This window comes from Pseudomonas sp. PDM26, assembly GCF_019219185.1.
Taxonomy (GTDB): domain Bacteria; phylum Pseudomonadota; class Gammaproteobacteria; order Pseudomonadales; family Pseudomonadaceae; genus Aquipseudomonas.
Genome location: NZ_JAHUWC010000022.1, coordinates 99,867 through 114,250, shown reverse-complemented (window position 1 = coordinate 114,250; position 14,384 = coordinate 99,867). Strand labels below are relative to the sequence as shown.

The window sequence follows — 14,384 nt, the reverse complement described above, 5'->3', positions numbered from 1 at the left end:
TCACGCCGCGGTGGGTCAGCTTCTCGGTCAGTTCTTTCAGCGCGTGCTGGGCCCGCGCGACCGCCAGGCCGTAGCCCGGCACGATGATCACGGTGTCGGCGTTGGTCAGCAGGAAGGTCGCGTCGTCGGCCGAGCCGGATTTCACCGGACGGGCTTCTTTCGAACCCGCCGGGCCGGCCGCCTCTGCGGTATTGCCGAAGCCACCCAGCAGCACATTAAAGAAGGAGCGGTTCATCGCCTTGCACATGATGTACGAGAGGATCGCACCGCTTGAGCCCACCAGCGAACCGGCGATGATCAGCATCGAGTTGTTCAGCGAGAAGCCGATGCCCGCCGCGGCCCAGCCGGAGTAGCTGTTGAGCATCGACACCACGACCGGCATGTCGGCACCCCCGATCGGGATGATGATCAGCACGCCGAGCACGAAGGCCAGGGCCAGCATCACGGCGAAGGCGGTGTAGTCGCCGGTGAGCATGAAGGTCACGCCCAGGCCCAGGGTGGCCAGGCCCAGCAGCAGGTTCAGCTTGTGCTGGCCGCTGAACTGGACCGGCGCGCCCTGGAACAGGCGGAACTTGTACTTGCCCGCCAGCTTGCCGAAGGCAATGACCGAACCGGAGAAGGTGATTGCACCGATGGCGGCACCGAGGAACAGTTCCAGGCGGTTACCGGCCGGGATCGCGTCACCGAGTTGCGCCACGATGCCCAGCGACTGCGGCTCGACCACGGCGGCCACGGCGATGAACACCGCGGCCAGGCCGATCATGCTGTGCATGAAGGCGACCAGTTCGGGCATCTTGGTCATTTCGACGCGTTTGGCCATGATCGAACCGGCCGTGCCGCCGATCAGCAGGCCGACGATCACGTAGACGATGCCGTCCTGGGCGAGCTCAGCACCGAGCTTGTAGATCAGGCCCACTGTGGTGAGGATCGCCAGGCCCATGCCGAGCATGCCGAACAGGTTGCCACGCCGCGACGTGGTGGGGTGCGAGAGGCCCTTGAGCGCCTGGATGAAGCAGACCGAGGCGATCAAATACAGGGAAGTAACCAGGTTCATGCTCATGCTTGCTGCACCTCGGCCTTGACGGCGGCGGCCTTGGCAGCCGGCGCTTTGGCCGCTTTTTTCTTGAACATTTCCAGCATGCGCCGGGTCACCAGGAAGCCACCAAACACGTTGACGGCGGCCAGGGCCACGGCCAGGGTGCCCATGGTCTTGCCCAGCGGGGTCACGGTCAGCGCCGCTGCCAGCATGGCGCCGACGATCACGATGGCCGAGATGGCGTTGGTCACGGCCATCAGTGGCGTGTGCAGGGCCGGTGTGACGTTCCAGACCACGTGGTAGCCGACATAGATGGCCAGCACGAAGATGATCAGGTTGTAGATACCGTGAGAGATCAGCATGTCTTCCATTGTTTTTATCCTCAGCCGTTCTTGCGCACGATCTGGCCGTCGCGGCACATCAGGCACGCGGCGACGATATCGTCTTCCAGGTTGATCACCAGTTGTCCGTCTTTATCGAACAACAGTTTCATGAAGTCCAGCAGGTTGCGGGCGTACAGCGCCGAAGCGTCAGCCGCCACGGCGCTGGCCAGGTTGGTCGGGCCCACGATGGTCACGCCGTTTTCGACGACCACCTGATCGGCCACGGTCAGCGGGCAGTTGCCGCCCTGGGCGGCCGCGAGGTCGATGACCACCGAGCCCGGTTTCATCTGGGCCACGGTTTGCGCGCTCAGCAGCGTCGGTGCCTTGCGGCCGGGAATCAGCGCGGTGGTGATCACGATGTCCGCCTGCTTGGCGCGTTCATGCACGGCCGCGGCCTGGCGCTGCATCCAGCTGGCCGGCATCGGGCGGGCGTAACCGCCGACGCCGACGGCGCATTCGCGTTCTTCGTCGGTCTCGTAAGGCACGTCGACGAACTTGGCGCCGAGGGATTCGATCTGCTCTTTCACCGCCGGACGCACGTCGGACGCTTCGATCACCGCCCCCAGGCGCTTGGCCGTGGCGATGGCCTGCAAGCCGGCCACGCCGGCACCGAGGATCAGCACGCGCGCCGCTTTCACAGTGCCCGCCGCCGTCATCAGCATCGGCATGAAGCGCGGATAGTGGTGCGCGGCCAGCAACACGGCCTTGTAACCGGCGATGTTGGCTTGCGACGACAGCACATCCAGGCTCTGGGCGCGGGAGGTGCGCGGCGCCGCCTCCAGGGCAAAGGCGGTAATCCCGCACTCGGCCAGCTTGGCGATGGTTTCGTTGCTGAACGGGTTGAGCATGCCCACCACGACGGTGCCGCTTTTAATCAGCGCCAGCTCGCTGTCGCTGGGCGCGACCACCTTCAAAATCAGCTCTGCCGCAAACGCGTCATTGGCGCTGCCAATGGTTGCGCCGGCCGCTGCATAGGCACTGTCGACAACGCTGGCATTCACGCCGGCGCCGCTTTGGACAGTGACCTTATGGCCCTGGCCGATCAGCTTCTTGATGGTTTCCGGGGTTGCAGCAACCCGTGTTTCACCGGTCTGGGTTTCGAGAGGAACACCAATGTGCACGTCAAATCTCCTGCGTGATCTTGTTGAGTAAACCCAGGCACTACGGATGAATGGGGGTGGCAAGGACGGCCGATCAGCACGATTGCGCCAAATCGGAACGATCAATCATTCGAACACTGGCAAAAGTCGATTCGTTTCGAGCCTGGTCGAGCGCTGTCAGCGGTCTGGTCGATGACTGCGGCGCAGTCGCGAGCGTTGCCGGTTTGCGACTCATTTCAGAGCCGGAACGCTCGTCGCTGGGTGGAACACCAAAGTACTCGCGATAGCATTTGGAAAAGTGGGGTGTGGACACGAAACCGCAGACATACGCCAACTCAATGATCGACAATGATGTTTGCTTGAGCAGTTGTCGCGCTCGAACAAGACGTAACCTCATGTAGTAGCGTGACGGCGTACAGTGAAGGTATTTCTGAAATAGCCGCTCTAGCTGTCGACGTGACAGATCAACGTATTGTGCAAGGTTATCCAGGTCGAGCGGTTCCTCGAGGTTGGCCTCCATCAACGCAACGATCTCCTGCAGCTTGGGCTGGTGAGTTCCCAACACGTGCTTGAGCGGAACGCGCTGATGGTCCTGTTCGTTGCGGATGCGCTCGTAAACAAACATCTCAGAGATGGCAGCCGATAACTCACGACCATGATCGCGACCGATCAGGTGCAACATCATGTCCATAGGGGCCGTTCCGCCAGAGCTTGTGAAGCGGTTTCGGTCGAGGGTGAACAGACTCGAACTGACACTGACTCGCGGAAAAGCTTCCTGCATGGCGGCCAGAAACTCCCAGTGCACACTGCACTCATAACCGTCGAGCAGCCCGGCTTTGGCCAGTGCCCAACTGCCCGTGCACACGCCTCCCAGCCGTCTGGATTGACGCGCCAGGGCTTGCAGCCAGGTAATGTGCTCGCGGGTAATCACGCTCTGGATTCCAACACCGCCGCACACGATTACAGTGTCCACCACCAATGGATTGCTCCACGAAGCATCCGGGGTGATCGGCACGCCATCACTGGCCCAGACAGGCTCACCACCGGGGCTGAACGTATGCCAGCGATACAGCTGTTGTCCCGACAACTGATTGGCCATGCGCAGGGGCTCTACGGCTGACGCCAGGGAAATCAACGTGAACTTGTCCAGTAGCAGAAAACCAACTGATTTTGTAGGGGTACTGTCGGACACGGTGGATTTCGATGACATCGGGGGTCATGCCCTCACAAAGAGCGATTACGGATTGAGACACAGGAGCTTGTAATACCCCCAGCCTTGGCGCGCGGGGGGTATCAGGTTCGGCGCAATTACCTCCCTGGGTTTATCCCACCGACGTCGCCCTTGCATCCCGCGCAGGCTGACGCGATGTCACCAGACCGATAAAGGAAATCGCCAGCGCCAGCCCAATGGTCGAGCTCACTTCGCTACGGTGTTCCGGGGTGATCATCATGACCGCCAACGCTGCGCAAATGAACGCGATCACCAGCCATGTGAGCCAAGGGAACAGCCACATGCGAAAGGCCAGTTCGACATTCTGCCGACGCAGCATCCGGCGCATGCGCAGCTGCGACACCGCAATGGCCAGGTACACCAGCAAGGCAATCGCACCGGAGCTGGCCAGCAGGAAGTCAAACAGCCCGGCAGGCATGAAGTAGCTCCACACGGTGATCGCTGCGCCCAGCACGGTGCTGGCGATGACGGCTGCCCGCGGCACGCCTTCGGAGGAGGTCGCCTTCAGCGCTTTCGGCGCATCGCCACGACGGCCCAGCGAGTACAGCATTCGCGAGGCAATGTAGATCGAGGAGTTCATGCAGCTGGCCACGGCGATCAGTACTACGACGTCCACCATGAACTTGGCGTGGGGAATGTTCATGATTTCCAGGGCCCGCTGATAAGAACCTACCGAGGCCAACAGCGGATCGTTCCAGGGCACCACGGAGATGACCACGAAAATCGACAACAGGTAGAACACGCCGATGCGCCAAATCACCGAACGCGTGGCCTTGGCAATGTTCTGCGACGGGTTGTCGGATTCGGCGGCGGCGATGGTGACTGCCTCGGTGCCGATGAAGCTGAACATGATGGTGATGAAGGCGCCGACTACCGCCGACAGGCCGTTGGGGGCGAACCCGCCGTGTTCGGCCATCAGTCCGCTCAATCCGCTGACTTCCCGATCGGGCACCCAGCCCATCAGCACGGCAAAACCCACGCCGATGAAACCGATGATCGCCACCACCTTGGCCATGGCGAACCAGAATTCGAATTCGCCGTACTTGGAGACACTGAACAGATTGGTGATCACCAACGCAATGATCGACACCAGGGCGAACAGCCAGGCATCGATCTGGGGAAACCACTGGTTCAACACATGGCCGGCGGCCAGTGCTTCAATAGGGATCACCAGCACCCAGAACCACCAGTACAGCCAACCGATGGTGAAGCCTGCCCAACGACCTATTGCCTGGTCGGCATAGGTGGAGAACGAGCCGGTGTCCGGGTTGGCCACCGCCATTTCACCGAGCATGCGCATGACCAGAACGACGAGCAAGCCTGAGAATAGATAGGCCAGGAGGACCGCTGGGCCAGCCGCTGCAATGGCATGTCCTGAGCCAACGAACAAACCGGCGCCGATGATACCGGCGATTGACAGCATGGTGACGTGACGAGGCTTGAAGCCCTGCGCCAATTGGCCACTCGAATCCTTGGAGTTCGGGCTAATCATTGTTTTTTTTTTCTCTACTGATCGACATTTAAGCGAATTGATAGGGGCAACAGATCATCATCATTGTTGCCTGCCGGGCTTCCTGAAGGAGGCACCCTTCAAACGCTGCAGTTCTTATCAAACCCATCATCGCGATGTGGTTATCTCGATAAAAAGATGCGCCACCTTACCCGGCTTGTCCGATTATTCAATTACCTGATCACGCCACCTCCGTGTCTGATATCGACACATGAATACATTGTGTTCACGGTTAAAACCAGTCAGTCACCAAGTGGCCAAAGGCAATCATCTCCGGTTCGTTGAGAGTTCCTTTAATAAAGTAGCGTCGATCCTGGTGTTGGCGCCGATGCCGAATACACCCAGTTGCCGAGATGTCACCGACCCAGTCTGATTCCTCACAAACCGTTGCCTGTGCTGGAATTGAGCTGATTTAGAGGTGGGTCGGTCTTGCGTCGGCACGTGGTTCAATTCGGCATCGGCGTCAACAAGGGCGTTTATTTCCACCAATACTCGATCTGAACCCCTACGTTGGAGCCTTGCAAGTCTGTACCAAACGCACCGGTATCAGACAGAGCCGATCCCGGAGATTGCAAGCTGGCGGCGCGTTGCGCAGCCTTGTTCCAGGTAGCGTAGGTGTAATACAGACGAAATTCCGGCCTGTCCCAGAATCCCGGACCGTTCGGTGACCAAGTCGGCGCGATAGTGTACTTAGTGAGTTTTCGGGTACCGTCTGCGGCTTCAACCTGGTCGCGCCCAACCTCGGTGATCAGCTTGAACTGATCCGTGAACGCATAAATTGGCCGAACACCAATGGATAACCAGTTCTGATCATCACCTCCAGGGCGAGTGTCTTTTTGATAGACCAGTTCAACTTGACCACTGAAAGCATGAGTCAATTGCCAATCGAAAAACTCCACGAGCCGCCAGCTCTTGTTGCTCTCATCCAGCGTGGTATCACCGGTATAGCCCAATGCGGTGCCCGGCCCTCGGCCGTATTGAACAGCGAACTTGTTGACTCCGCCCAGAAACGCGACCTGCTTGTGCTGGGCAACCACCGACCAGCCCTGATGAGCATCCTCACGGCTCGGCTTGTCCAGATAACTGACGCCCAGCTGAACCTCGCCACCGGGATTTGTGTTGAATCCGCTGACGGTCACATCATGCCGGGTAACAAAATCCTTTTGGAAGACGTTGTCCTTGCGTGAGAGCACGTAGCTGTATTTCAGATCTCCCAATGCGACCTGGTCGAACCCAAAGCCCGTTGAGCTTTGGTTCCAGTAGAAGTAGTCGGAAATATTGATGTCGTTTCGGTTGTAGTAACGACGGCCCGCCCAGAAAGAACCGCCATTCAATGCCGGCATCTTGCTCCACTCTGCGTAGAGCTGACTCATCCGCGTATAGCCGTGCTCTCCGTCAAATTTGGGGCTATGGCCATACTCGTTGTTAAACTGTGCCATGCCTTCAACGCTAAGCATTGAGCCGTCGTCCAGTGAAAGCAGATCCTGGCGCAAATCCAGCTCCATATACTGCTCACATTCGTTGCCAAGGCGATATTTGGACTGCGCGCCCGGTAGCTGAAAACACGACTGTGTCCCTCCTTGAGTCGAATCTCCTACTCCGGTTCTGTAGTAACCGCTGAACTCTGTTGAATACGCATTAACGGGCAGAAAACCGGCAGCAAGAGACGCACCCAGAACTGCGCTGAGAGTTTTAACGTTCATTCATGACACCTTTTGTTTTTTATATTTATTGGACAAGGTCAATAATGCGAGCTAGCACGCTAGCTCCACACACAAGTTCCCGAACGGGAAATAAGTTAAATCGAATAGAGAACGCACCGTATCGCCTGAGCCAAAGCATGAGAAAAATCCATGCAGTGCCAGGCGGAGTGACGAGGGTAAGCAAGCGATTACTTAACCAATGAGTTAGTTAGCCCTCCTTAAGTTTTAGCCTTTGGAATGTATTTTCAGGCCATGCACTTGGAAGCCCAAACTACCTTAACCACGATGACGTCCTCGGAAGAAATCTATAAGGCCCTGCGTCGAGGAATCATCTGCCGGTTCCGCGTCATAGCGAGTCAGAAGGTTGTAGACGCTGTTGCCTAGCTCCTTGCCCAGTTCCACGCCCCATTGATCAAACGAATTGACTCCCCAAATGACACCCTGGACAAAGACCTTGTGTTCATAAAGGGCGATCAGCGCCCCAAGGCTATGTGGATTGATGATCTCAAGAGCAACGGTATTGCTTGGCCGGTTGCCTGGGATCACCTTATGCGGCGCCAGTCGTTCAATCTCACTGGATGAAAGGCCTTTGGCTTTTAGCTCTGCCTCAGCTTCAGCGCGGTTTTTGCCTCGCATCAGCGCTTGGCTTTGAGACAGACAATTGGCGTACAGCCATTCCTGATGATCAGCCACTGGGTTGTGGCTGACCACAGGCACAATGAAGTCAGCTGGAATTAGAGGCGTCCCTTGATGCAACAACTGGTGGTAAGCGTGCTGTCCGTTACATCCCACGCCACCCCAGATGACCGGGCCAGTGGTGTAGGAAACTGACGTGCCGTCATGACGAACACTTTTGCCATTGGACTCCATGTCCATTTGCTGCAGATGTTTCACGAAGTTGCGCAGATTATGGTCGTAGGGCAAGAACGCATAGCTTTGCGCACCCCAAAAGTTGTGATACCAAACGCCAAGTACCGCTAAAAGAACGGGAAGGTTCTGTTCCAATGGTTCATTCAGGAAATGTTGATCCATAGCGTACGCGCCGGACAGCAGTTCCTTAAAGTTAGCGATGCCAATGGCCAGGGCAATCGGCAGGCCAATGGCCGACCATAGTGAGTAACGGCCACCGACCCAGTCCCACATAGGAAAAATGTTTGCTTCACGGATGCCGAAATCCAGCGCGGCTTGACGATTACTCGTCACCGCAATGAAGTGGCGATATAGCTTCTCTTCCGTCCCGCCCTTGGCCAGGTACCAGCTTCTACAAGCTTGCGCGTTCTTCAACGTTTCAAGGGTACCGAAGGTTTTGCTGGAGATGATGAACAGCGTTGTTTCTACGTTCAGATCGGCAGTAACCTCTCGGAATTCATTGCCGTCGATGTTAGCCAGGTAATGGCACCGCACCCCATGCCGAGCGAAAGGCGCGAGTGCTTCAGAGACAAGCTCCGGGCCCAGAAATGATCCACCAATACCAATGTTTACGACATCAGTGATGACCTTGTCGTTGTAACCACGCCAAAGATGACTATGGATACGACTCACAACGTCAGTCATCTGCGCCAGGGCACCATGCACATCGCGCATCAAGTTGCGGCCATCGACCATCAAGGGTTCACCCACTGGTCGTCGCAGCGCGGTATGCAGCACAGGACGCCCCTCGGAACAGTTGATTTTTTCTCCACTGAACATGGCATGCGCTGCCTGTTCCACGCCAGCCTCGCGAGCAAGGTTTACAAGCAATGAACGCGTCTCGTGGGTGATCAGGTTTTTGGAGTAATCCAGAAACAGCCCGCAGCCCGCCAGGGAAAAGTCTTGAAAGCGTTTACTGTCATCTCGAAAGGCATCGCGCATACTGAAGTTGTCCATGCTCTCACGGTGTTCGAGCAACTTGCGCCATGCCGGCAACGCCGTCACATCACTCGTTTTGTTGTAGTTATTCATGCCCAGTCCCTCTTTGCCAATACGGCCTGCGCCGTCTGAACCAACGATTCTAATGTGGAGGTTTTTTGCTTTCGCGAACGCAAAAGTGCCCAGCAGCGATACGCGCTACAGTTTTAGTGACTACCCTTTATCGGACTGCGCCCACCAGATCGGCGCGCCCATGCAAACATGCACGACAAATAAAAACGAGCTACTGATCGTTCAGTTTAAAAGTTACTCAGGCGGCTGGACTTGGAAAAACAATTGCAATAATTCACGTCCGCAACCGCCAGATCATCAGGATAAATGCCTGAGTACTATTATTTGGGAAAGCCGCAAGAGTCTCGCTGAATTAAAGAGGGTTTCAATCGAAGCGTCTGGCGTCGTCCTTCCGGTTGCTTGATACGCTTCAATAGAAGCTTCACCGCCTGTGCTCCAAGTTCCTCGAGAGGTTGCGCCATAACGGTCAGTCGGGGGCTAAAAGCATCCGCCCAATCGAAATCGTCAAAGCCGACCAGCGCGATGTCTTTCGGCACTTCAAGCCCTGCTGCACGCAGGGCCTGCATAGCACCAATGGTCATCAGGTTGTTGGCAGTCATGATGGCGGTCGGCGGCTGCTCCAGCGCCAATAAACGGCGAGTCGCTTCCATGGCCGGCGCAATCGCCGATTCGCCACAGCAAACCAATTGCTCATCGTAGGCAATGCCTGCGTCAGCCAAGGCCGCACGGTAACCGTCAATTCGTTCAAGAGAAGAAGACTGGGTCAATCGTCCGGAGACCATCCCGATACGCCGATGTCCAAGTTTAATCAAGTGTGCAATCAACTCTTGAGAGGATTGCTTATTCTCTACCCCCACCTGATCGAAAGACGTCGACAGAAGTCGGTCGATGAGAACCGTGGGTATTTTGTTGGCCTTTAAGTAATTAAATACTCTATTTTCTGGATCATATTCCGAGGCCAGTACAATGCCGTCAACCCGTCTTTCATGCAGCGCTTTGATCGCTTTAAGTTCTTGTTCAGGATCTTTTTGCGTATTGACCAGAATCATCATCAAGCCGCTTTTCGCACAGGCCGCTTCGATGGCACGTACTGTTTCACTGAAGTAATAGTTCGACAGAGTAGCAATCGCTACCCCTATAGCACCTGAAGAGGAGCGAGCCAGAGACCGAGCGAGCGAGTTTCGAATATAGCCCACGGACTCTACAGCCTGATTCACGCTACGAACGGTGTCCGGATGTACTTTGCGAGTACCGTTGAGTACATGGGATACCGTAGACATTGATACGTTTGCGGCCCGCGCGACATCACTCATCTTTGCGCCCACTGTGTACCACTCCTTTCTCACGTGAATTCATGGATAGCGCCGGGACCATGCCCGGCAGTAAGCCATTGTAAAGCTCACGACGAGAAAATGTGTCGCAAGCTCCAGGAATCGGTGCAAGGACAGGCGCGCAATATCGAGGAAGACCCAGCGAGGTGCGCTGCGCACCGATAGCGGGTGAGGCGAGACGATGGAATCCGCTATGCAGCATAGCCGGGCACTCCTTTTTTATTATTTTTACGACCACGTAGCGGACCGTTAACGGGACGCAGGGACGCTGTCGAAAAAAGCATAGCCGAGACGAAAGCGCTTGCGCAAGCGCTTTCCTAGGTCTTTCAATTTCCCTCCCGAGCAAAGGAAAGCGCTTGCGCAAGCGCTTTCCTTTGCACTATGTTTGTCGAACAAGAACACCGATGAGAGGTTTCACTGCTTCTCAAATCGGCAGATAAGGAGTCAACCGCTATGCTCAGTACTGGATCTGAAAGTCCTCCTCCTGCTCTATTGGAAATGCGTTCCATCTCCAAGTCATTCAATGGCGTACGCGTGTTGCATGACATCGACCTCAGTATTTTTCCCGGACAAATCCACGCGCTAATGGGCGAAAACGGCGCCGGAAAATCCACTCTGATGAAAATCCTGTCGGGAGCCTATATAGCCGACAGTGGCACTATCCGAATCGATGGATGTGATATTCGAAACTATGGCCTGAACGATGCGAAGCGCCATGGCATTTCAGTTATCTATCAAGAGCTCAGCTTGTGCGCGAATATGAGCGTGGTCGAGAACATCTACCTGGGTAGAGAAATTCGTCGATGTGGGGTTGTAAACCACAAGGCAATGACCGAAGGCGCGCAGGTTGTACTAAAGCGGCTTGGCGTCACATTTGATCCACATGCGCTGGTCGGTACATTGTCGATCGCCGACCAACAACTTGTTGAAATCGCCCGTGCAATTCATGCCGATACGCGAATCCTGGTGATGGATGAGCCTACAACGCCGCTGTCTTCAAAAGAGACGGAAAGTCTATTTGCGTTGATTCGCCAGTTACGTGATGACGGTGTCGCAATCATCTATATCAGCCATCGAATGGCTGAAATATACGCCCTGTCCGATTTCGTTTCGGTGCTCCGGGACGGTCGTTACGTGGGTTCGCTGGACCGTGGCACGCTATCGGCTGAAACCCTGGTCCGGATGATGGTGGGTCGCGATGTTTCCGGTTTCTATGCCCATGAGCGTGCTACGTGTTCTTACGAGCAACCGGTACTACGTGTCCGCCACCTTACTGATGGTTTAAAAATTCGAGATTGCAGTTTCGATCTGTATGCCGGCGAAATTCTCGGGATTGCAGGGCTGGTGGGCTCAGGGAGAACAGAACTTGCCCGATTAATTGCAGGTGTCGATGCATACTCGGGCGGACACATTGAACTGGACGGCGAAGTTGTAGCCATACGCTCCCCTCGCGATGCAGGCAATGCAGGTATCACCTATCTGACAGAAGACCGTAAAGCCTTGGGCCTCTTTCTCGATATGAGTGTCCACGACAATATCAATGTTTGTGTATTGGGAAATGATGCTTCATTGACGGGTTTTGTGGACCGGACGGCTGGAACCGGACGCACCGAACAAGCCATTCAGGCACTCAATATCAAAGCATCTCCAGACATCAATGTCGGCGCGCTGTCTGGAGGCAACCAACAAAAGGTATTGCTGGCTCGTCTGCTTGAGATGAAGCCCAAAGTGCTGTTCCTGGACGAACCCACCTCGGGTGTCGATATTGGAGCCAAAACAGAGATATATAAAATAATCAACGCATTGGCCGCCTCCGGCGTTTGTGTCGTGATGATTTCAAGTGAGCTGCCAGAGATTGTTGGAATCGCTGACCGTGTATTGGTCATGTGTGAAGGGAAACTTGTCGCCGAACTCGGTGGCCGCAGCGGTGTTGATATCACACCCGAAACCATTATCGCGTTTGCCACAGGCAGCGACAGCTTGACTCTAGCCAACGGAGACTTAGTTCAATGACTTCCCCACTGCAACGCAAAGCAGCAAGTGACTTCATCACACCCAATGCGCGGAACATTGCCGGACCTGGCGCACAGGAAAAAATGCGCCAACTGATGAGGGTAGCGGGCATGCTCCCCGTATTGTTGCTCCTGTGTGTGGGCTTCAGCCTGATGAGCGACAACTTCTTCTCGGCGCAGAACTTCTCGATCATCAGCCAACAAGCCTCTATCAATGTGGTATTGGCATCCGGCCTGACTTTCGTGATTTTGACCGGGGGCATCGACCTTTCAGTGGGTTCGATCCTGGCTGTTTCCGCGGTAGTGGCGCTGTTGGTATCACAAGTTCCCGGATTGTCCTCTCTGGCCATCCCTGCGGGGCTTGGAATCGGCCTGTTGCTCGGGCTCGTCAATGGCGTATTGGTCGCTTTTGGCAAGCTGCCTGCGTTTATAGTCACACTGGGCGGATTGACGGCGATGCGTGGGATCGCACGCCTCATCGGCGAAGACAAAACGGTGTTCAACCCCGACTTGTCATTTGCCTTCATTGGAAACGATACGTTGTTCGGGGTGCCATGGCTGGTTGTCATCGCGCTGGTAGTGGTGACTCTTTCGTGGCTCATTCTTCGTCGGACGGTTTTAGGCGTACAGATTTACGCAGTGGGTGGCAATCCTGAGGCCGCGCGGTTATCGGGAATCAAGGTCTGGAAAGTCCTGCTCTTCGTTTACGCCATATCCGGTTTGCTGGCAGGTGTGGGGGCCATCATGACTTCCGCTCGTTTGATGGCGGCCAACGGTCTGCAAATGGGCCAGTCCTACGAACTCGACGCTATCGCCGCCGTCATCCTGGGTGGCACACGTTTCACCGGCGGCGTCGGCACCATCGTCGGTACGCTGATTGGCGCCCTGATCATCGCGACACTTTCCAACGGTCTGATATTGCTGGGCGTTTCGGATATCTGGCAATACATCATCAAGGGTGTCGTCATCATCGGGGCGGTAGCACTCGATCGTTTTCGGCAGACCGGCGCACGAACCTGAACTCTATAAAACTCCTCTAATACTCCAACAATAAGAGACTGTGCTCATGAAAAAAACAATATTGGCCGCTGCTTGTGCACTCTTGGCATTTAATACCGCTCAAGCGCAAGAATTGAAATCCGTCGGGATAACCGTTGGCTCGCTGGGAAATCCGTATTTCGTAGCGATGGTAAATGGCGCCAAAGCGCAGGCATTGCAGATCAACCCCGCCGCAAAATTCACCTCAGTCTCGGCCGACTACGATCTAAACAAGCAGTTCACCCAGATCGATAACTTCATTTCGTCGGGCGTAAACCTGATTCTTGTCAATGCCGTCGACCCTGTAGCGATTGCACCTGCGATTGCCAAAGCCAGAAAGGCCGGCATAGTGGTTGTGGGGGTTGATGTCATGGTGCAGGGTGCCAACGCCACGGTACAGACAGATAACGTTGAAGCCGGCAAGATAGTCTGTCAGTACATTGCCGAGCAGCTGGGTGGCAAGGGTAACGTTATTATCCAGAATGGTACGCAGACTTCAGCAGTCCTGGATCGCGTCAATGGGTGCAAGAGTGTTTTCGCACAGGCACCCGATATCAAGGTACTGTCCGATAATCAGGATGCCAAAGGCTCGCGCGAAGGTGGCTACAGCGTGATGCAAGGCGACCTGACTCGCTTTGCAAAAATCGACGCGGTGTTCGCTATCAATGATCCCCAAGCCATAGGTGCAGACCTGGCAGCAAAACAACTCAAGCGTAAAGGCATCATTATCGCATCGGTGGATGGGGCTCCCGATATAGAGACAGCACTCAAAAGCGATACTCAGATCCAGGCTTCTGCCTCTCAGTCCCCTTGGGGCCAGGCACAACAGGCCGTAACGATGGGTAACGACCTGCTGAATGGCAAATCCCTGGAGAGCACAACGGTACTGCTTCAACCCTCACTTGTAACCCGAACCAATGTTATGGAGTACAAAGGTTGGCAAGCTGACCAATGACTGATATGCGGTTCAGTCAGGGGACATAGGCGTATCCAGCCACATCTGGAATGCGGGTAATGGCTGCTGCGAGGTACTCGCAGTAGCCGAACAGCCTGAATTTAATGATCTTTCGATGGCCCTGGTTAAGTATCAGGCCCATGGATGTGCTTCAATTATTGGCCT

Annotated in this window: 11 protein-coding genes; 3 read left to right on the top strand and 8 right to left on the bottom strand. The window is 55.6% G+C overall.

The window, feature by feature from the left end:
* From KW849_RS30605 to KW849_RS30570, 8 genes are all read right to left on the bottom strand, one after another.
* A partial coding sequence (locus KW849_RS30605) for an NAD(P)(+) transhydrogenase (Re/Si-specific) subunit beta (protein ID WP_218433837.1) occupies nt 1-1,060 on the bottom strand: 1,060 nt, incomplete at its 3' end.
* The gene (locus KW849_RS30600) at nt 1,057-1,407 is read right to left on the bottom strand and encodes an NAD(P) transhydrogenase subunit alpha (protein ID WP_046042645.1); all 351 of its coding nucleotides are present in this window, start codon (nt 1,405-1,407) and stop codon (nt 1,057-1,059) included. The genes KW849_RS30605 and KW849_RS30600, both read right to left, overlap by 4 nt.
* A gap of 11 nt (nt 1,408-1,418) precedes the next feature.
* Nucleotides 1,419-2,540: a Re/Si-specific NAD(P)(+) transhydrogenase subunit alpha gene (locus KW849_RS30595; RefSeq protein ID WP_218433836.1), complete on the bottom strand. Its 1,122-nt coding sequence runs from the start codon at nt 2,538-2,540 to the stop codon at nt 1,419-1,421.
* A 73-nt stretch (nt 2,541-2,613) separates the two neighbouring features.
* Complete coding sequence (locus KW849_RS30590; RefSeq protein WP_218433835.1) at nt 2,614-3,729, bottom strand: GlxA family transcriptional regulator; 1,116 nt, start codon at nt 3,727-3,729, stop codon at nt 2,614-2,616.
* A gap of 112 nt (nt 3,730-3,841) precedes the next feature.
* The gene (gene gabP, locus KW849_RS30585) at nt 3,842-5,242 is read right to left on the bottom strand and encodes a GABA permease (RefSeq protein WP_108219393.1); all 1,401 of its coding nucleotides are present in this window, start codon (nt 5,240-5,242) and stop codon (nt 3,842-3,844) included.
* Nucleotides 5,243-5,736: 494 nt separating this feature from the next.
* Nucleotides 5,737-6,963 (bottom strand): carbohydrate porin, encoded by a 1,227-nt coding sequence (locus tag KW849_RS30580; protein ID WP_218433834.1) that lies wholly within the window; start codon nt 6,961-6,963, stop codon nt 5,737-5,739.
* A gap of 276 nt (nt 6,964-7,239) precedes the next feature.
* Entirely contained in the window at nt 7,240-8,904 is a 1,665-nt protein-coding gene (gene pgi, locus KW849_RS30575) for a glucose-6-phosphate isomerase (RefSeq protein ID WP_108219391.1), read from the bottom strand.
* 299 nt (nt 8,905-9,203) lie between these two features.
* The gene (locus KW849_RS30570; protein ID WP_108219390.1) at nt 9,204-10,208 is read right to left on the bottom strand and encodes a LacI family DNA-binding transcriptional regulator; all 1,005 of its coding nucleotides are present in this window, start codon (nt 10,206-10,208) and stop codon (nt 9,204-9,206) included.
* 459 nt (nt 10,209-10,667) lie between these two features.
* Here KW849_RS30570 and KW849_RS30565 point away from each other — a divergent pair, with 459 nt between their 5' ends.
* From KW849_RS30565 to KW849_RS30555, 3 genes are read left to right on the top strand one after another with little or no spacing between them, the layout of a single operon-like run.
* Nucleotides 10,668-12,227, top strand: coding sequence for a sugar ABC transporter ATP-binding protein (locus KW849_RS30565; RefSeq protein ID WP_218433833.1), 1,560 nt, complete (start codon nt 10,668-10,670; stop codon nt 12,225-12,227).
* Nucleotides 12,224-13,246 carry a ribose ABC transporter permease gene (locus tag KW849_RS30560; protein ID WP_218433832.1) on the top strand — a complete coding sequence of 341 codons (1,023 nt, stop codon included), beginning with the start codon at nt 12,224-12,226 and terminating at the stop codon, nt 13,244-13,246. Before KW849_RS30565 ends, KW849_RS30560 begins: the two co-directional genes overlap by 4 nt.
* A 46-nt stretch (nt 13,247-13,292) precedes the next feature.
* A complete protein-coding gene (locus KW849_RS30555) occupies nt 13,293-14,219 on the top strand; it encodes an ABC transporter substrate-binding protein (protein ID WP_218433831.1) in 927 nt (308 codons plus the stop codon).
* Nucleotides 14,220-14,384 lie beyond the last annotated feature (165 nt).